18 protein-coding genes and 4 pseudogenes are annotated in these 17,922 nt (G+C 67.8%); 13 read left to right on the top strand and 9 right to left on the bottom strand.

The window, feature by feature from the left end:
- Positions 1 to 89 precede the first annotated feature (89 nt).
- The 9 genes and pseudogenes from FRZ33_RS09835 to FRZ33_RS09795 form a co-directional block, all read right to left on the bottom strand.
- Positions 90 to 1,454: a WS/DGAT/MGAT family O-acyltransferase gene (locus tag FRZ33_RS09835; protein ID WP_265468771.1), complete on the bottom strand. Its 1,365-nt coding sequence runs from the start codon at positions 1,452 to 1,454 to the stop codon at positions 90 to 92.
- Between the two features lie 155 nt (positions 1,455 to 1,609).
- Positions 1,610 to 3,039: pseudogene (locus tag FRZ33_RS09830) on the bottom strand (cryptochrome/photolyase family protein).
- A gap of 112 nt (positions 3,040 to 3,151) precedes the next feature.
- Positions 3,152 to 3,379, bottom strand: a pseudogene (locus tag FRZ33_RS16955) (alanine racemase C-terminal domain-containing protein); the annotation flags it as partial.
- A 13-nt stretch (positions 3,380 to 3,392) separates the two neighbouring features.
- Positions 3,393 to 4,286, bottom strand: coding sequence for an alanine racemase (alr, locus tag FRZ33_RS09820; RefSeq protein ID WP_146909368.1), 894 nt, complete (start codon positions 4,284 to 4,286; stop codon positions 3,393 to 3,395).
- A gap of 127 nt (positions 4,287 to 4,413) precedes the next feature.
- Positions 4,414 to 5,802, bottom strand: coding sequence for a replicative DNA helicase (locus FRZ33_RS09815; protein WP_146910628.1), 1,389 nt, complete (start codon positions 5,800 to 5,802; stop codon positions 4,414 to 4,416).
- A gap of 210 nt (positions 5,803 to 6,012) precedes the next feature.
- Complete coding sequence (gene rplI, locus FRZ33_RS09810; RefSeq protein WP_146909366.1) at positions 6,013 to 6,462, bottom strand: 50S ribosomal protein L9; 450 nt, start codon at positions 6,460 to 6,462, stop codon at positions 6,013 to 6,015.
- 61 nt (positions 6,463 to 6,523) lie between these two features.
- Positions 6,524 to 6,754 (bottom strand): 30S ribosomal protein S18, encoded by a 231-nt coding sequence (gene rpsR, locus FRZ33_RS09805; protein ID WP_026816203.1) that lies wholly within the window; start codon positions 6,752 to 6,754, stop codon positions 6,524 to 6,526.
- A gap of 20 nt (positions 6,755 to 6,774) precedes the next feature.
- Positions 6,775 to 7,173 (bottom strand): 30S ribosomal protein S6, encoded by a 399-nt coding sequence (gene rpsF / locus FRZ33_RS09800; RefSeq protein WP_146909364.1) that lies wholly within the window; start codon positions 7,171 to 7,173, stop codon positions 6,775 to 6,777.
- A 272-nt stretch (positions 7,174 to 7,445) separates the two neighbouring features.
- On the bottom strand, positions 7,446 to 7,784 hold the full coding sequence (locus FRZ33_RS09795) for a HesB/IscA family protein (RefSeq protein WP_227977759.1): 339 nt from the start codon (positions 7,782 to 7,784) through the stop codon (positions 7,446 to 7,448).
- 112 nt (positions 7,785 to 7,896) lie between these two features.
- Here FRZ33_RS09795 and asnS point away from each other — a divergent pair, with 112 nt between their 5' ends.
- From asnS to kynU, 13 genes and pseudogenes are all read left to right on the top strand, one after another.
- Positions 7,897 to 9,297, top strand: a complete 1,401-nt coding sequence (asnS, locus tag FRZ33_RS09790; RefSeq protein ID WP_146909362.1) for an asparagine--tRNA ligase — start codon at positions 7,897 to 7,899, stop codon at positions 9,295 to 9,297.
- A 2-nt stretch (positions 9,298 to 9,299) separates the two neighbouring features.
- Positions 9,300 to 9,548 (top strand): hypothetical protein, encoded by a 249-nt coding sequence (locus FRZ33_RS09785; RefSeq protein ID WP_146909360.1) that lies wholly within the window; start codon positions 9,300 to 9,302, stop codon positions 9,546 to 9,548.
- A gap of 57 nt (positions 9,549 to 9,605) precedes the next feature.
- The gene (locus FRZ33_RS09780) at positions 9,606 to 9,953 is read left to right on the top strand and encodes a hypothetical protein (protein ID WP_146909358.1); all 348 of its coding nucleotides are present in this window, start codon (positions 9,606 to 9,608) and stop codon (positions 9,951 to 9,953) included.
- A gap of 1 nt (position 9,954) precedes the next feature.
- The gene (locus tag FRZ33_RS09775; protein WP_146909356.1) at positions 9,955 to 10,590 is read left to right on the top strand and encodes an FMN-binding negative transcriptional regulator; all 636 of its coding nucleotides are present in this window, start codon (positions 9,955 to 9,957) and stop codon (positions 10,588 to 10,590) included.
- A 3-nt stretch (positions 10,591 to 10,593) separates the two neighbouring features.
- Positions 10,594 to 11,381 (top strand): annotated as a pseudogene (locus FRZ33_RS09770) (SDR family oxidoreductase).
- Positions 11,382 to 11,390: 9 nt separating this feature from the next.
- The gene (locus FRZ33_RS16275; RefSeq protein WP_227977758.1) at positions 11,391 to 12,170 is read left to right on the top strand and encodes a DNA-formamidopyrimidine glycosylase family protein; all 780 of its coding nucleotides are present in this window, start codon (positions 11,391 to 11,393) and stop codon (positions 12,168 to 12,170) included.
- Between the two features lie 46 nt (positions 12,171 to 12,216).
- Positions 12,217 to 12,531, top strand: a complete 315-nt coding sequence (locus FRZ33_RS16270; RefSeq protein WP_265468571.1) for a hypothetical protein — start codon at positions 12,217 to 12,219, stop codon at positions 12,529 to 12,531.
- Between the two features lie 53 nt (positions 12,532 to 12,584).
- Positions 12,585 to 14,029, top strand: a pseudogene (locus FRZ33_RS09755) (aldehyde dehydrogenase).
- 4 nt (positions 14,030 to 14,033) lie between these two features.
- Positions 14,034 to 14,696 (top strand): carbonate dehydratase, encoded by a 663-nt coding sequence (gene can, locus FRZ33_RS09750; RefSeq protein ID WP_146909354.1) that lies wholly within the window; start codon positions 14,034 to 14,036, stop codon positions 14,694 to 14,696.
- Positions 14,693 to 15,124 carry a RidA family protein gene (locus FRZ33_RS09745; protein ID WP_146909353.1) on the top strand — a complete coding sequence of 144 codons (432 nt, stop codon included), beginning with the start codon at positions 14,693 to 14,695 and terminating at the stop codon, positions 15,122 to 15,124. The genes can and FRZ33_RS09745 overlap by 4 nt, the downstream gene beginning before the upstream one ends.
- 1 nt (position 15,125) lies before the next feature.
- A complete protein-coding gene (locus tag FRZ33_RS09740; RefSeq protein ID WP_146909351.1) occupies positions 15,126 to 15,647 on the top strand; it encodes a 3-hydroxyanthranilate 3,4-dioxygenase in 522 nt (173 codons plus the stop codon).
- Position 15,648: 1 nt separating this feature from the next.
- Positions 15,649 to 16,656, top strand: coding sequence for an amidohydrolase family protein (locus FRZ33_RS09735; protein ID WP_146909349.1), 1,008 nt, complete (start codon positions 15,649 to 15,651; stop codon positions 16,654 to 16,656).
- Positions 16,653 to 17,921 carry a kynureninase gene (kynU, locus tag FRZ33_RS09730; protein WP_146909347.1) on the top strand — a complete coding sequence of 423 codons (1,269 nt, stop codon included), beginning with the start codon at positions 16,653 to 16,655 and terminating at the stop codon, positions 17,919 to 17,921. The genes FRZ33_RS09735 and kynU overlap by 4 nt, the downstream gene beginning before the upstream one ends.
- The last annotated feature ends 1 nt before the right edge of the window (position 17,922 follow it).

Raw genomic sequence — 17,922 nt, 5'->3', positions numbered from 1 at the left:
GAAACCTGCGCCAGCCTAGATCAAGTAGCGCCCGCGCGCCGGCACGGGACGGGAACGATGCGTTGACGCAGCGGCACGGTGCAGGGCCGCTATTCCGTCTCCACCATCAGGGCTTCGGCCGCCTCGGCGCAGAACTCGCCTTCCCACTTGGCCATCAGCGCCAGGTAGAGCAGCTTCTCGAACTCGGGCCGGAAGCGGCGGATCACCGAGTCGGGATCCGGCATCAGCCGGGCGTCGGCGATCAGGCCGAAATGCACCGCGCCGTTGTAGCTCAGGATCGAGATGCCCAGGCCGATCGAGCCGGTCTGCGGCACCCAGAACATCAGGTCCTTGATCTTGCTGCCGCCGAAATACAGCGGCATCTGCGGCCCGGGCACATTGGTGGCCACCGCCGAGGCCTTGCGGCTGAACATCTCCAGTGCGAAGGCCTGCACCGCCGGCGGCGCCATGCCGACCGCAGCCAGCGCGCCGAAGGTGGCGACGGCCTGGCGCGACTTGCGCAGCACCTTCATCGAAGCGGCGACGCGTTCCAGCCGGCGCATCGGATTGGCTTCGCCCACCGGCAGGTCGAGGAAGACCAGGCCAAAGTGGTTGCCCAGCTGTTTGGCGTGCTCCAGCGGGCGCAGGTTGACCGGGACGGTCGCACGGATGGTGATGCCGTCCAGTTGTTCGCCACGTTCCAGCATGTAACTGCGCAGCGCGCCGGTGGCCGAGGCCAGCAGGATGTCGTTGACCGTGCAGCGCAGGGCGCGGCTGACCGACTTCACCTCGTCCAGCGCCAGCGGCTCGGCCCAGGCCACGCGTTTGCTTACGCCAAGGCGGCCTTTGAGCACCGTCTCCGGGTCATCCGCCAGGGCGAGCGCCAGTCCGACTTCCCTGGCGATGTCCACGCCCTCGCTGGCCAGCACCGCGGCCAGGGTCGGGTCGCGGTAGATGTCCATGCCCTTTTCCATCAACTTGCCGCCGAGCTGCATGTAGCGGTCGATGGCACCGACACGTTTGGCGACCGGGGCGTGTTCTTCCTTCTTGAGCCAGCGTTTGGCCAGCGCCGCCTTGCGCTTGGGGTCGATGCCCATCTCGGTGAGCGAAAGCAGCACCTGCACCAGGGCGATGCCGTCGGCGTAACAGTGGTGGATGCGCGAGATCAGCGCCGAACCGCCGCCGAACTTCTCTACCAGATGGAATTGCCAAAGAGGTTTAGTCTTGTCCAGGGGCGTCGATGCCATCTGGCTCGTCAACCGCTCGAGCTCCTTCTTCCCGCCTTTGCCCGGCAAAGCCGTCAACCGCACATGCCAGTCCAGGTCGAAGTCGGCATCGTCCTGCCAGAAGGCGCCGGTCGGCGTGTCCACCGCCTTCTGCCGGAAGCGCGGGTAGGACAGGAACTTGGTCTCGATCACCTTGCGCAGGGTTTTGATGTCCAGCGGCGTCTCGAACATCATCACGCCGGTGATCATCATCAGGTTGGTCGGCCGCTCCATGCGCAGCCAGGCGGTATCCACCCGCGACATCGGCGACTTGCGGATCCTGGTGCGCGCCTCGGCCATGTGCCCTCCCGGTCAGCGGCCAGAATGACGCCTGCGGCTCGGGGGCGTCAACGCCGGGGCGGTGCTCAGGCCTTGGTGCCGGAGTAGGCGGCCAGCGCGGCATCGCGGCTGGCCTTGAGGTCGATGATGGGCCGGGGCGGATAGGCGGGCGCGAGCCGGCGCAGCAGTTCGGGCTGCTCCCAGGGCGCCGCCAGTGCGGACTCGGGCAGGTTCGCCAGCTCCGGCAGCCAGCGTTTGATGTACTTGCCGGCCGGGTCGAACTTCTCCGCCTGGGCGATGGGACTGAAGATACGGAAGTAAGGCGCGGCGTCGGCCCCCGTGCCGGCGGTCCACTGCCAACCCTGGTGTTGTTGGCCAGGTCGGCGTCCACCAGCGTGTCCCAGAACCAGTCGGCGCCGTGTTTCCAGTGGTAGCGCAGGTTCTTGGTGAGGAAACTCGCCACCACCATGCGCACGCGGTTGTGCATCCAGCCGGTGGACCAGAGTTCGCGCATGCCTGCGTCCACGATCGGCACGCCGGTGCGGCCGCGCTGCCAGGCGGCCAGGTGACCGGGCTCGGGTTTGGCCCAGCGGAACTGCCGGAATTTGGGATTGAGGTTTTCCCGCGCCGTGTGCGGAAAGTGGAACAGCAGGTGGTGGCTGAACTCGCGCCAGCCCAGTTCACTGAGGAAGTGGTCGATGTCGGGCTGCACGGCCGCCGGCCAGCGTTGCGCCAGTACGCGCGCCACCACCTGCCGCGGCGAGATCTCGCCAAAATGCAGGTGCGGCGACAGCCGCGAGGTGGCGATGCGGTCGGGGAAGTTGCGCTGTTCCTTGTAGCCGTGGGCGGCGCCTTCGAGGAAGGCATCGAGCATCTCGTGTGCGCCGGCTTCGCCCGGTTGCCAGTGGTCCCAGAAGCCGGTGTCCCAGCGCGGTTCGGGCGGCATCGGCTCCAGTTCAAGATCCTCGACGCCCAGGCCGGCCAGCAGGACCGGCGGTTCCGGCAGCCGCGCCGGCGCCACGGGTGTTGCGGCCGCGACCAGCCGGGTTCGGGCGTTTTTCCAGAATGGCGTGAACACGCGGTAGGGATCGCCGCTGCCGGTCTGCACCGTCCACGGTTCCACCAGCAGGGCCGCGTTGTGGCTTTCCACCGTCAGGCCACGCGACTTCAGGCCCTGCTTGATGCGGGTGTCGCGGGCGATGCTGGCCGGTTCGTACAACCGGCTCCAGTGCAGGGCCTCGGCACGGGTTTCGGCGATGAGTTTTTCGATCTCGGCCAGGCTGTCGCCGCGGCGGATGATCAGGCGTGAACCGCGGGCGCGCAGGTCGGCGTCCAGCGCCTGCAGGGACCGGTGCAGCCAGGCCTTGCTGGCGGCACCCGGCGCCCAGGGCGCTTCTTCGTCCGGCGCATGGATATAGACCGGGATCGGCACGTGGCCGGCGCGCAGGGCCGCTTCGAGCGCGGGGTTGTCGTCCAGGCGCAGGTCGCGGCGGAACCAGATCAGGGCGTGGGACATGCGGGTCTCGGGGAACGATGCGATGGGCCGTGGCGCGAAGCCGCGGTCGGGGCTGGCGCACCCTACCCGCGTCCCCCGTGTTGCCGTCGTGAACCTGCCGGACTGCGGCGCGTCAGTCTGCCGCGACGGCGCCACCGACGTATTCGCGCGGGATCCGGCCGTTGAGGCCGACCAGGATTTCATACGGAATGGTGCCGGCGGCGGATGCAACCGTTTCGCAGCGGATGGTTTGATCGCCCTGCCGGCCGATCAGCACCACCGCATCTTCGTTGTAGGCCGTACCCGAGGGGCCGATATCGACCATGAACTGGTCCATGCAGATGCGGCCGACGATCGGATGCCGGAGCCCCCGATCAGCACCTCACCGCGCGAGGACAGCGAACGGGGAATCCGTCGCCATACCCGATCGGAATGGTGACCACGCGTGTGTCCGTGCCGGGTGCCCAGGTCGCGCCATAACTTACTGGGTGGCCGGCCGGTACGACCTTGAAATACACCACCTGCGAGACCAGCGACATCGCTGGCCGCAGGTCCACTGTCGGCTTCGACGCGGGATCGGGCAGCACGCCGTAAAGCGCGATGCCGGGGCGCACCATGTCCAGGTGCGTTTCCGGGAAGTGCAGCAGACCGCCGGAGTTGGCTAGGTGACGGACCGGCATCGGCGCCCCGATGCGTTCGAAGTGCGCGCAGGCCTGCAGGAAACGTTCCAGCTGCTGCGCGGTCATCGGCGAATCCGGGTCGTCGCCGCAGGCCAGGTGCGAATACACGCCCTTGACCCGGCACCAGCGCGAAGCGACCGCCGCTTCGATGAAGGGCCCGGCGTGGTAGCTGTGCACGCCGATGCGCTCCATGCCGGTGTCTATCTTCAGGTGGATGGTGGCCTGGCGCCCCAGCGCCTCGGCCGCGGCTTCCACCTGGCGCAGCTTGTCGATCGAGGAGACGGTGATCTCAAGGTCCTCGGCGATCAGCTGCGCCGCCTGCGGGCCGAAGATGCCGCCCATCACCAGGATCGGCACCCGCACGCCGGCCTGGCGCAGGGCGATGCCCTCTTCCAGGAAGGCCACGCCCAGCTGCTCGACGCCCTGCGCCTGCAGGTGCAGGCCCACCGGCACCAGGCCGTGGCCATAAGCGTTGGCCTTGACGATGGCCATCACCGGCACGCCGGCATGGGCCTGCAGGGTGCGCAGGTTGTGCGTCAGTGTGTCGAGGTCGACGACGATGCGGGTCGGGCGGGCCGTGTCGGTCATGGCGGGATTGTAGCCGCACCTCGCACTTCTCCTCCCCCTGCCTGCAGGGGGAGGCCGGGAGGGGTGGAACTTCGGAGCAAGGACTCACCCCTCCCCAGCCCTCCCCTGCCAGCAGGGGAGGGAGCACTTATTCGAAGCTGCCGATGCTGTCCCGGGCCAGGTTGTCGAAGCGGGTGTATTCGCCGAAGAACTTCAGCTTCACCGTGCCGGTGGGGCCGTTACGCTGCTTGCTGATGATGACCTCGGCCAGGCCCTTGTCCGCCGAATCCTTGTGGTAGTACTCGTCGCGGTAGATGAACATGATGATGTCGGCGTCCTGCTCGATGGCGCCGGATTCGCGCAGGTCGGACATGACCGGGCGCTTGTCGGTGCGCGACTCCAGGCCGCGGTTGAGCTGCGAAAGCGCGATCACCGGCACCTTGAGTTCCATCGCCAGGGCCTTGAGCGAGCGCGAGATCTCGGAGATCTCGTTGGTGCGGTTCTCGGCCGAACCCGGCACCTGCATCAGCTGCAGGTAGTCCACCACGATCAGGCCCAGGTCGTGTTCGCGCTTGATGCGGCGGGCCTTGGAACGCAGCACGTCGGGCGACAGCGCCGGCGTGTCGTCGATGAATATCTTCACGTCCGACAGCATCTTGATGGCCATGTTCACCCGCGACCAGTCCTCGTCCTCGAGCTGGCCGGTGCGCAGGCGGGTGGCGTTGATGCGGCCGATCGACGACAGCAGTCGGAACGCCAGCTGGGAGGACGACATTTCCATCGAGAACACGGCGACCGACTTCTTGGTCTTGAGCGCGCCGTATTCAGCGATGTTCAGCGCCAGCGTGGTCTTGCCCATGGCCGGGCGCGCGGCGAGGATGATCAGGTCGGACGGCTGCAGGCCGGCGGTCATCTCGTCCAGGTCGTGGAAGCCGGTGGGCAGGCCGGTGACGCTGCCCTGGTTCTCGTAACGTTCCTGCAGGATCTGGAACGCGTCCTTCATCGCCTCGCGCAGGGGCACGAAGTCGGCACGGCCGCGGCGGCCCTGCTCGGCGATCTTGAACACCTTCATCTCGGCCGCCGACAGCACTTCCTGGCTGTCGCGGCCCTCGGGCTGGAAACCGTCGTTGACGATCTCGGTGCCGGCCTCGATCAGCTGCCGCATCACGGCCTTCTCGCGCACGATCTCGGCATAGGCCTTGATGTTGGCGGCCGAAGGCGTGCTGGAGGCCAGTTCGATCAGGTAGCCGGTGCCGCCGATCTGTTCGGACAGGCTGTTGGCCTCGAACCATTCGCCCAGGGTGACGGCGTCGAAGGGTTTGTTCTTCTCGCTCAGTTCGCGGATGGCGCGGTAGATCAGCCGGTGGTCGCGGCGGTAGAAATCGTATTCGGTCAGGAAGTCGCCGACGCGGTCGAGCGAGTCCGGGGCCAGCATGAGGCCACCGATCACCGCCTGTTCGGCTTCGACCGACTGGGGCGGGACGCGCAGGGCATCGATCTTGGCTTCGGTGCGGAAGGATTCGGAACGAGCGGGCATGGTCGCCTTGTCGATGGGGCGCAGCGGTGGCGGTGGCAGGTGGGCCGGGTCGGTCATCGTAGCGATCCCTCTGGCGGTGCGACAGGCATAAGTCTGTGCATAACCGGTGGGAATCCCTTACACCCGGGCTGTCTCATTTCACGAGACACGGACCGCAAAAAGACGACGGGCGCCCTGGGGCGCCCGTCGGATACTTCTTTGCAGCGAAGATCAGGCTTCGGCTTCGACCAGCACCTTGACGGTGGTGTGGACGTCGGCGTGCAGGCGCACTTCGATGTCGAACTCGCCGGTGCGGCGCAGCGGGCCTTCGCCCAGCGTCACTTCGTTCTTCTCGAGCGGGAAGCCGGCGGCGGTGAAGGCCTCGGCGATGTCGCGCGGGCCGACCGAACCGAACAGCTTGCCTTCGGTGGACGAGTTGGCGGTGATCGTCACCGACGCGCCTTCCAGCTTGGCCTTGCGGGCTTCGGCATCGGCCAGGACCTGGTTGGCCTTGGCTTCGTACTCGGCGCGCTTGGCTTCGAATGCGGCGATGTTGGCCTGGGTGGCCGGCACGGCCTTGCCGTACGGGATCAGGAAGTTGCGGCCGTAGCCGGGCTTCACGTTGACCTTGTCGCCCAGGCCGCCGAGGTTGACGACCTTCTGCAGGAGGATCAGTTGCATGGTTGTTGCTCCTTGACGTTAGCGGGGCGCGCGGCCCCGCAACGGTTGCTGTCCGTAAGGATCAGTTCTGGTGGTTGTCGGTGTACGGGATCAGGGCCAGTTCGCGGGCGCGCTTGATCGCGGTCTGCAGCTGGCGCTGGTACTTGGACTTGGTGCCCGTGATGCGGCTCGGGACGATCTTGCCGTTCTCGGTCAGGTACTGGCGCAGGGTGTTGAGATCCTTGTAGTCGATCTCCTTGACGCCCTCGGCCGTGAACTTGCAGAACTTGCGGCGGCGGAAAAACTTGCTCATGTCGGTCTCCGGTCTCGGGCTCAGGCGGCGTCGTCGCTGGCGGCGATGCCAACGCTGTTTTCGTCATCGTCACGGCGCGGGCGGCGTTCGCCCTTCTCGTCCTTGCTCTTCATGATCAGGGACTGCTCGGTGACGGCCTCTTCGCGGGCAATGACCATGTGGCGCAGCACGGCGTCGTTGAAGCGGAAGCCGTCGACGAGCTCGCCCAGGATCTTCTGGCCGACTTCGACGTTCATCATCACGTAGTGGGCCTTGACCAGGTTGTCGATGGAATAGGCCAGCTGGCGGCGGCCCCAGTCTTCCAGACGGTGGATCTTGCCGTTGTCGCCTTCGATCAGCGCCTTGTAGCGCTCGATCATGGCCGGCACCTGCTCGCTCTGGTCCGGGTGGACCATGAACACGATTTCATAGTGACGCATGGGTTGTTTCCTTGTGGATGCGGCCGGTGATTCGGCCTGGCAGCCCCCGGCCGGGATGGAAAACCATCCGCCGTGGAGCAAGGTCTCCCGGGGATCGGGAGCCGCGCATTATGCCTGAGACCAGGTTTCCCGCGCAAGTCAAGGACTTGCGGGCCTTAGGGGCCTCCGCCTGCTGGCAGGGGGAGGCTGGGAGGGGGTGGAACCCGGAGCGCGCGGCAAGGACTCACCCCACCCCAACCCTCCCCTGCAGGCAGGGGAGGGAGACAAACTCGTCAGGCGGCCTGGTCGTCGGTCGTGAAGGACTCGCCGCAGCCGCATTCCGCGGCAACCCGGGGTTGCGGAACACGAACTGGTGGTTCAGGCCCTGGGCCACGAAGTCGATCTCGGTGCCGTCCACCTGGGGGCAGGCTCTCGGCGTCCACCCGCACGGCCACGCCGTCGGTCTCGAACACGGTGTCGTCCGGGCCGGCGGCCTTGGCGATGTCCACCACGTAGGCGAAACCCGAGCAGCCGGACTTGCGCACGCCGAAACGCAGGCCGATGCCGCCCGGCGTCTCGGCCAGGTAGCTGCGGATGCGGGCGACGGCAGTGGGGGTCAGGGTGACGGCCATGGGTCCGGGTCTCGTGGGAGTGGCGGCAGTATACCGGCGCTGCGTGAATGCACGCCTGCGGTTATCCTTGCCGTCTTCACCAGATAGGCCCGTCCGGGCAGGGATTCAAGGCATGGCAGTGGTCAGCGTCCAGCAGGCGCTTTCGGGGTCGTTGGCCCCGGGCAGCGAAGTCACGGTCCGCGGCTGGGTTCGCACCCGGCGCGATTCCAAGGCCGGGCTGAGCTTCGTGAACGTCAGCGACGGCTCGTGCTTCGACCCGATCCAGGTCGTGGCACCCGCGGCACTGGGCAACTACGAGTCCGAGGTCAAGCGGCTGTCGGCGGGCTGCGCGGTGATCGCGCACGGTGTGCTGAAGCCGTCGCAGGGCCAGGGCCAGGCCTTCGAGATCGAAGCCACCGGCATCGAGGTGATCGGCTGGGTCGAGGACCCGGAAACCTACCCCATCCAGCCCAAGGCCCATTCCCTCGAGTTCCTGCGCGAGGTCGCGCACCTGCGCCCGCGCACCAACCTGTTCGGCGCCGTCACCCGCATCCGGCACTGCCTGGCCCAGGCGGTGCACCGTTTCTTCCACGAGCAGGGTTTCTACTGGATCAGCACGCCGATCATCACCACGTCCGACGCCGAGGGCGCGGGCCAGATGTTCCGCGTCTCGACCCTGGACATGGCCAACCTGCCGCGCACCGGCAAGGGCGAGGTGGATTTCAGCAAGGACTTTTTCGGCAAGGAGACCTTCCTCACCGTGTCCGGCCAGCTCAATGTCGAGGCCTACTGCCTGGCGCTGAGCAAGGTGTACACGTTCGGCCCCACCTTCCGTGCGGAAAACAGCCACACGACCCGGCATCTGGCCGAGTTCTGGATGATCGAGCCCGAGATCGCCTTCGCCGACCTCAAGGCCGACGCCGACCTGGCCGAGGCCTTCCTGAAATACCTGTTCAAGGCCGTACTGGCCGAACGCGGCGACGACCTGGCCTTCATCGCCGAACGTGTCGAGAAGACCGCGATCAGCCGCCTGGAGGCGATGGTGGACTCACCGTTCGAGCGCATCGACTACACCGAGGCGGTGTCGCTGCTGCAGAAGTCCGGCCACAAGTTCGACTTCCCGGTCGAGTGGGGCCTGGACCTGCAGACCGAACACGAGCGCTGGCTGACCGAAGTGCACGTCGGCCGCCCGGTGGTGGTGATGAACTACCCCGAGCAGATCAAGGCCTTCTACATGCGCCTGAACGACGACGGCCGCACCTGCGCGGCGATGGACGTGCTGGCGCCCGGCATCGGCGAGATCATCGGCGGCAGCCAGCGCGAGGAGCGCCTGGACGTGCTGGACGCGCGCATGGCGCAGTTCGGCCTCGACCGTGAACACTACGGCTGGTACCGCGACTTCCGCCGCTACGGCACCGTGCCGCACGCCGGCTTCGGCCTGGGCTTCGAGCGCCTGGTCGTGTACGTCTGCGGCCTGGCCAACATCCGCGACGCCATCCCCTACCCGCGCGCGCCGGGCCTGGCCACGTTCTGAGCATGGGAACCGGCGCGGGCTCGCTGCTGCTGTTCCTGTTCCTGGGCCTGGCCGGTTCGGCGGCGCCGGCGCATTTTGGTTTCCGGGTGCTGGCCTACCGGCACCAGCTGGACCGCCAACTGGCGTTCGCGCCGGGCACCGAGGACGGCGGCTGGGGTTACAGCTGGTGGCTGATGCGCTGGAAACACCGCGCCGTCCACGACCGCAACCTGGATTTTTCGGCGGCATCACCGCCGGCAGCGGCTGGCTGACCCTGGTCGGCGCCGCCGGCGTGATCACCCTGATCGCCCTGCAGTAAGGACACGACGATGAACGAAAACGAGCAAACCGACCCCGGCGAAGGCCGCCGCGAACAATGGTGGCTGGCGGTGCTGCCGCGCATGCTGGTCTGGTCGCGGTTGCGGGTGCTCGACAGCGGCGTGGCCGAGGTCTTCGACTGCGACGGCCGCATCAACATCTACGAAAGCGAGGACATCGCCCGTGCCCAGCTGCTGGACGCCGACTTCCGCGCCCCGGAGGGCATGGACGCCGACGATGCCGAGGCCTGGGGTCTGGATCTGGAAGAGATCGAGCCGCCGCGCGCCGAGGATGACGAGGACCTGCGCGAGCTGATGATCCAGCCACTCAAGAACCCGCTGACCGGGCGCGACCAGTAGCATGTTCACGCCCCGCCACTTCGCCGAGACCGATCTCGCCGAACTGGACCGGCTGGTCGCCCGCGACGCCTTCGTCACCCTGGTCACGGTCGCCGGCGGCATGCCGTTCGCCAGCCACCTGCCGGTGCTGTACCGGCGCGAGGGCGAGTCGATCGAACTGATCGGCCACTGGTCGCGCGCGAATGAACAATGGCGCCACGCCGGCGACGCCCTGGCGATCGTGCACGGGCCGCACGCCTACGTGTCCCCCGGCTGGTACCCGGACAAGGAAACCCATGCGCGGGTGCCGACCTGGAACTACGCGGTCGCCCACCTCTCGGGCGTGCTCGAGGTCCATGAAGAACCCGACTTCCTCGCCGCCGTGGTGGCCGGGCTCAGCGAACACCACGAATCCGCGCTCGGCAGCGACTGGCGCTACGAGCCGGACAATGCCGCGCACAGCGTGCAGCTCAAGGGCATCGTCGGCTTCCGCCTGCGCGTGGCCCGGGTCGAACTGAAGTTCAAGCTCAACCAGAACCATCCCATTGCCAACGTGCGCTCCGCGGCCGCGGCGCTGGCCGCCGGCCCACGCGTGGCGGACCGTGAAATCTCCGCCCTGATGACCGAACGCCTGCAGCGTCGCGAACAAGGAAACTGAGCCATGTCGAACGATCTGCGCGGCAAACATGCCCTGGTCTGCGGTGGCTCCGAGGGCATCGGCCGCGCCAGCGCCGAGGCCCTGGCGGCGCTGGGCGCCGACGTGACCGTGCTGGCGCGCCGGCCCGAGCGCCTGGCCGAGGTCGCCGCCGCCCTGCCCCGCGTGCACGACGGGCAGAAGCACCGCCATGTCGCCGCCGATGTGTCCGACAGCGCCGGACTGGCCGCCGCCGTGTCCGCGTTGTGCGCGAAATACCCGGTGCACGTGCTGGTCAACAACACCGCCGGTCCGCCCGGGGGCCGGCGCACAGCGCCGCCGCGGACGATTACGTCGCCGTGTTCCGCCAGCACCTGGTCGCCGGCCAGGTGTTGGTGCAGGCCGTGCTGCCGGGCATGCGGGCGGCCGGTTGGGGCCGCATCGTCAACATCATCTCGACCTCGGTGAAGGAACCGATCGCCAACCTTGGCATCTCCAACACCATCCGTGGCGCGGTGGCCAGCTGGGCCAAGACGCTGTCGAGCGAACTCGGCCCCTCCGGCATCACCGTCAACAACGTGCTGCCCGGCTACACCCGCACCCAGCGCCTGGACCAGATCCTGGCCGAACGCGCCACCACCACCGGCAAGTCGCCGGAAGATATCGCCAAGGGCATGTTGGCCACGGTGCCGGCCGGCCGTTTCGCCGAGCCGGCGGAAGTCGCGGCGGCGGTCGCCTTCCTGGCCTCTCCGGCGGCGGCTTACGTTAATGGCATCAACCTGCCGGTCGACGGCGGCCGCACCCGATCGCTCTGAGGGCACCGCATGGACGCGAACAACCACCGCTTTTCCGACCGGGTCCCCTACGCCGCCCGCGTGATGGTCATCCGGGGCCAGCAGGCCTGGGTGGGCGAGGTGGTCGACTTGTCCGAAGGGGGCTGCGGCCTGTTCCGCCCCGAGGACTGCGCGCTGGAAGTCGCCGAGATCGTGCAGCTCGTTTTTTCGACGAGACTGGACCGGCCGTGCTGGTGGATGCGCGCGTGGCCCGCGTGGAAGCCGGCTCGCTCGGTTTCGAGTACCACGAGCCGCAGTCCGTGCCGCCCGTGCGCGCCTGAATCCACATCGCCTGCACGGCCGATACCGCACGCTGCGCGCATGCCTGAAGGACCCGAAATCCGGCGAGCCGCCGACCGCCTGTCCGCCGCCGTGGCCGGCCAGCCCCTCGCCACTGCCTGGTTCCACTTTCCGGAACTCAAGCGCCACCAGCGCACGCTGGTCGGGCGTCGCATCCTGGCGATCGAACCCCATGGCAAGGCCTTGCTGACGCACTTCGACCACGGTCTGACCTTGTATTCGCACAACCAGCTCTACGGCGTGTGGAAGATCGCGCCGGCCGGGCAGCGGCCCGACAGCGCACGCTCGCTGCGGGTGGCGCTGGAGACGGGCACCACCGCGGTGCTGCTGTATTCGGCCTCCGAGGTCGAGATGTGGAAGACCGACGAGCTGGCGAAACATCCCTTCCTGTCGAAGCTGGGTCCGGACGTGCTGGATCCGCGGCTGAAGGCGGCGGAGGTTGCAAAGCGGCTGCAGGATCCCCGTTTATAGCCGCTCTCTGGTCGCCCTGCTGCTCGACCAGGCCTTCCTCGCAGGCATGGGCAACTACCTGCGCTCGGAAGTGCTGTTCACCGCCGGCATCGCACCCGAACGCCGTCCCGCGGACCTGGACGCGGGCGAACGCAAGCGCCTGGCCAAGGCCTTGCTGGACATCCCGCGCGCCAGCTACCGCACCCGCGGCATCGAACCCGCCACCGGCATGCGCGAGGACTATCTCACCGACACCCCCGCGGGATTCCGCTTCCAGGTGTTCGATCGCGAGGGCGGATCCTGCCCACGCTGTGGGGACGTCGTGGTCCGGCACGAACTCGGCGGCCGGCGGCTGTACTGGTGCCGCGTCTGCCAGCACTGAATCCGCCACGCCGAACCTGTCCGTACGGGTCCGGCGGCGGTTAAGCTTGGCGCATGAGCCTGCGGCTATCCCACCTGATCGGCGGACACGCCCGGACCGCCTCCGGCGGCGCCTGGCTGGACGTGTTCGAACCCGCCACCGGGCAGGTTTACGCGTCATGCCCGGATGGCAGCGCCGAGGACGTGGCCGACGCCGTGGAAGCGGCACGCCAGGCCTTCCCGGCCTGGTCCGCCCTGCCCGCCGGCGAACGCGCCGCCTGGATCAACCGCCTGGCCGACGCGCTGGAAGCCCGGCTCGATGACTTCGCCGCGGCCGAATCGAAGGACGTCGGCAAACCGCTGGCCCTGGCCCGCAACCTCGACATCCCGCGCGCGGTCAGCAACCTGCGTTTTTCGCCGCGGCCGCCACCCAGTTCGCCAGCGAATCGCATGCCGCGCCCGGCGTGGTGCACTACACCCTGCGCCAGCCGCTGGGCGTGGTCGGCGTCATCAGCCCCTGGAACCTGCCGCTGTACCTGTTCACCTGGAAATTCGCGCCGGCCCTGGCCGCGGGCAACTGCGTGGTCGGCAAACCCTCGGAAGTGACGCCGGTGACGGCCTGGATGCTGGGCGAACTCGCCCGCGAGATCGGTTTCCCCGCCGGCGCGTTCAACATCGTGCAGGGCCGCGGCGCGGTCGTCGGCCAGGCACTGGTGGACCACCCGCAGGTCAAGGCGATCAGCTTCACCGGCAGCACCGCGGTGGGCACGCGCATCGCCGAAAGCTGCGCACGTTCGTTGAAGAAGACGTCGCTTGAGCTGGGTGGCAAGAACCCGACGCTGGTGTTCGCCGACGCACCGAAGGCCAAGCTGCTCGACACCGTCGTGCGTTCGGCCTTCCTGAATTCCGGGCAGATCTGCCTGTGCGGCTCGCGCCTGTTGGTCGAACGCGGGTATTACGACGAGTTCCGCGATGCCCTGGTGGCGCGCGCCGAAGCACTGGTGGTCGGCGACCCGCTGGACTCCGCGACCACCACCGGCCCCGTGGTCTCGAAGCCGCACTTCGACAAGGTCATGGCCTGCATCGAACTGGCCAGGACCGAAGGCGGCCGCGTGCTGAGCGGCGGCACCGCGGTGAAACCCGCCGGCCGCTGCGCCGACGGCTGGTTCATCGCACCCACCGTGATCGAAGGCCTGGGGCCGACGTGCCGCAGCAACACCGAGGAGATCTTCGGCCCCGTGGTGACGCTGCAGGCCTTCGACAGCGATGAAGAAGCGCTGGCGCTGGCCAATGCCGTGCCCTACGGCCTGGCCGCCAGTGTCTGGACCTCGGACCTGGGCCGCGCCCATCGCCTGGCCGACCGGCTGGAGGCCGGCGTGGTCTGGGTCAACACCTGGATGAACCGCGACCTGCGCACGCCCTTCGGCGGGGTCAAACAATCGGGCCTGGGCCGCGAAGGCGGCTGGGAAGCGCTGCGCTTCTTCACCGAAGCCAAGAACGTCACCATCGACCTGGGATGAAAACATGCCGCTGAAGGAACTGCTCGACAGGAACCGGGAATGGGCCGCCAAGGTGCGGGCCGAAGACCCGCAGTTCTTCAAGCGCCTCTCGCAGCTGCAGGCGCCAAAGTACCTGTGGATCGGCTGCTCGGACTCGCGCGTTCCGGCCAACCAGATCACCGGGCTGCAGCCGGGCGAAGTGTTCGTGCACCGCAACATCGCCAACGTGGTCGTGCACACCGACCTCAACTGCCTGAGCACCATCCAGTTCGCGGTGGACGTGCTCAAGGTCGAGCACATCCTGGTGGTCGGCCACTACGGCTGCGGCGGCGTGCATGCGGCACTGACCGGCACCCGCGTGGGCCTGGCCGACAACTGGCTGCGCCACGTCGGCGACGTGGCCAACAAACACTCGCCCATGCTGGCCGAAGTCGAGCTCGAATCGCTGCGCCACGCGCGCCTGTGTGAACTGAACGTGGTCGAACAGGTGGTCAACGTCTGCCAGACCACGATCGTCCAGGACGCCTGGGCGCGCGGCCAGAAGCTGAGCGTGCACGCCTGGGTGTATTCCCTGCTCGACGGACGGGTGCGCGAGCTGGGCATGGGCGTGGATTCGGTCGACGAGCTGCCGGTCGCCTACCGCATGGCGATGGAGCACATCCGCGGCAAACTCAAGGACGCAAAGTGAGCGAGATCATCCACGCCAGCGGCGCGCCGCTGCCGGTCGGCCGCTACCCGCATGCGCGCCGGGTCGGCAACCTGCTGATGCTGTCGGGCATCGGCCCGCGCACGCCCGGCACCAACGAAATTCCCGGCAATGTCTACAACGCCGCCGGCCGGCTGGTGGACTACGACATCGTCACCCAGTGCCATTCGGTGTTCGCCAACGTGCGTGCCGTGCTCGAGGCCAGCCACTGCCGCTGGGACTGGCTGGTGGACGTCACCGTCTACCTGACCGACATGCAGGCCGACTTCCACGCCTACAACGGCGTCTGGGCCGAATATTTCCCCGACATCGACAAGGCGCCCTGCCGCACAACGCTGGGCATCACCGCCCTGCCCACGCCGATCGCGATCGAGCTCAAGTGCGTGGCGGCCTTCCCGGAGTCGCGCTGACATGCTCACGCCCGCCTTCAATCTGCAGCAGTGGATCGACGAACACCGGCACCTGCTGAAACCGCCGGTGGCCAACAAGTGCATCGTCGACGGCGATTTCATCGTCATGATCGTCGGCGGCCCGAACGCGCGCACCGACTACCACCACGACGAAGGCCCGGAGTTCTTCTACCAGCTCGAGGGCGAGATGGTGCTGAAGATCCAGGAGAACGACGCGGTACGCGACATCCCGATCAAGGCCGGCGAAGTGTTCTACCTGCCGCCGCGGGTGCCGCATTCGCCGCAGCGGATGGCCGGCGGCATCGGCCTGGTGATCGAACGCAAACGCCTGCCGCACGAGAAAGATGGGCTGCTGTGGTACTGCGAGAAGTGCAACCACCCGCTTTATTCGGAGTTCTTCACCCTGGAGAACATCGAAACCCAGTTCGGCGCCGTGTTCGATCGTTTCTACCGGTCGACCGAACATCGCACCTGCACCGCCTGCGGCCATCTGAACCCGGCGCCGGCGAAATACGCGGACTGACATGCTCAAGATCGACACCCACGCCCATTACCTTCCGAAGACCTGGCCGAACCTGGCCGAGAAGTACGGCGACCCGCGCTTCCCGGTGATCCACCACGAGGACGGCCGCGCCCGCATCTACAAGGACGGCAAGTTCTTCCGTGAGATCTGGTCCAAGACCTGGGACCCGGTCGAACGCATCGCCGACTACGCCAAGTTCGGCGTGCAGGTGCAGGTGCTGAGCACCGTGCCGGTGATGTTCAGCTACTGGGCCAAGGCGCACGAGGCGCTGGCCCTGCACCAGTCGCTCAACGACCACATGGCCGAGGCCTGCCGCGAGCATCGCCGCCACTACGCCGGCATCGGCACGGTGCCGATGCAGGCGCCGCGGCTGGCCGTGCAGGAGCTCGAACGCTGCATGGACCAGTTGGACCTGCAGGGCGTGCAGATCGGCTCGCACATCGGCGACTGGAACCTCGACGCGCCGGAACTGCTGCCGTTCTGGGAAGCGGCGCAGGACCTGGGTGCGGCCATCCTGGTGCACCCCTGGGACATGATGGGCACCGAGTCCATGCCCAAGTACTGGATGCCGTGGCTGGTCGGCATGCCGGCGGAGCAATCGCGTGCGGCCTGCGCGCTGATCTTCGGTGGTGTGCTGGAGCGCTTTCCGCGGCTGAAGGTCTGCCTGGCGCACGGCGGCGGCAGTTTCCCGTACACCATCGGACGCATTGAACACGGCTTCAACATGCGCCCGGACCTGGTCGCCACCGACAACCCGCACAACCCGCGCAAATACCTGGACCAGCTGTATTTCGACAGCTGGGTCGCCGACAACCGCGCCCTGCGCTACCTGCTCGACACCGTCGGCGTGCCGCGGGTGATGCTGGGCACAGACTATCCCTTCCCCCTGGGCGAACAGGTGCCGGGCGCAGGCATCGCCGCGATGGGGTTGTCGGAAACCGAACAGGCGCGCCTGTACCACGGTACCGCGCTGGAATGGCTGGGCCTGCCACGCACGAGGTTCGAATGACTCCGACGCTGGAACATGCCCTGGCACTCGACGCCGCCGATCCGCTGCACGATTTCCGCGACCGTTTCCACATCCCGCAGCACCATGGCGAGGACCAGGCCTATTTCTGCGGCAACTCGCTGGGCCTGCAGCCGCGGGCGGTGCGCGCCGCGCTGGTGCAGGAACTCGACGACTGGGCCGCGCTGGGCGTGGAGGCGCATTTCCGCGGCAAACATCCGTGGATGCCCTACCACAACGAAGTGCGCGAGGGCCTGGCCACGCTGGTCGGCGCGCTGCCGTCCGAAGTGGTGGCAATGAACTCGCTGACCGCGAACCTGCATTTCCTGATGGTCAGCTTCTACCGGCCCACGCGCGAACGCCCGGCGATCCTGATCGAAGCCGGCGCCTTCCCGTCCGACCGTTATGGTGTCGAATCGCAGATCCGTTTCCACGGCTTCGACCCGGCCACCGACCTGATCGAGCTCGAGGCCGACGAACCCGGCGGCACGATCTCTATGGCGGCGATCGAGCGCGTGTTGGCCGAACACGGCCACCGCATCGCGCTGGTGCTGTGGCCGGGCGTGCAGTACCGCACCGGCCAGGCCTTCGACCTCAGGCAGATCGTGCAGCTGGCGCATGCGCGTGGCTGTGTGGTGGGCTTTGACCTCGCGCACGGCGCCGGCAACCTGCGCCTGGCGCTGCACGACAGCGGCGTCGATTTCGCCGCCTGGTGCCATTACAAGTACTGCAACTCGGGCCCGGGCGCCGTCGCCGGCGCCTTCGTGCACGAACGCCATGCGCAGACCGACCGCCCGCGTTTCGCCGGCTGGTGGGGCCACGACCAGGCCACGCGCTTCCGCATGGGCCCCGACTTCCAGCCCACGCCCGGCGCCGACGGCTGGCAACTGAGCAACCCGCCGATCCTGGCACTGGCGCCGCTGCGGGTGTCGCTGGATCTGTTCGCCGAAGCCGGCATGGACCGGCTGCGCGCGAAGTCGGAAAAACTCACGGCGCACCTTGAAGCGCTGATCAAGGCCCGCTGCGCCGACACGCTCGACGTCGTCACGCCCTCCGACCCGGCGCGCCGCGGCTGCCAGCTCTCGCTGCGGGTCGCCGGCGGCCGCACACGCGGCCGTGAGCTGTTCGAATACCTGGAAGCCCGTGGCATCGTCGGCGACTGGCGCGAACCCGACGTGATCCGCATCTCCCCCGTGCCGCTGTACAACCGCTACGCCGACCTGCACCGCTTCGTCGACGCGGTCGAAGCCTGGCGCGACCGCCCCTGAC

Origin of the sequence: Arenimonas daejeonensis, assembly GCF_007993735.1 — a bacterium.
GTDB lineage: Bacteria > Pseudomonadota > Gammaproteobacteria > Xanthomonadales > Xanthomonadaceae > Arenimonas > Arenimonas daejeonensis.
The sequence above is the reverse complement of the archived record's forward strand: the minus strand, read 5'-3'. Positions and strand labels throughout refer to the sequence as shown.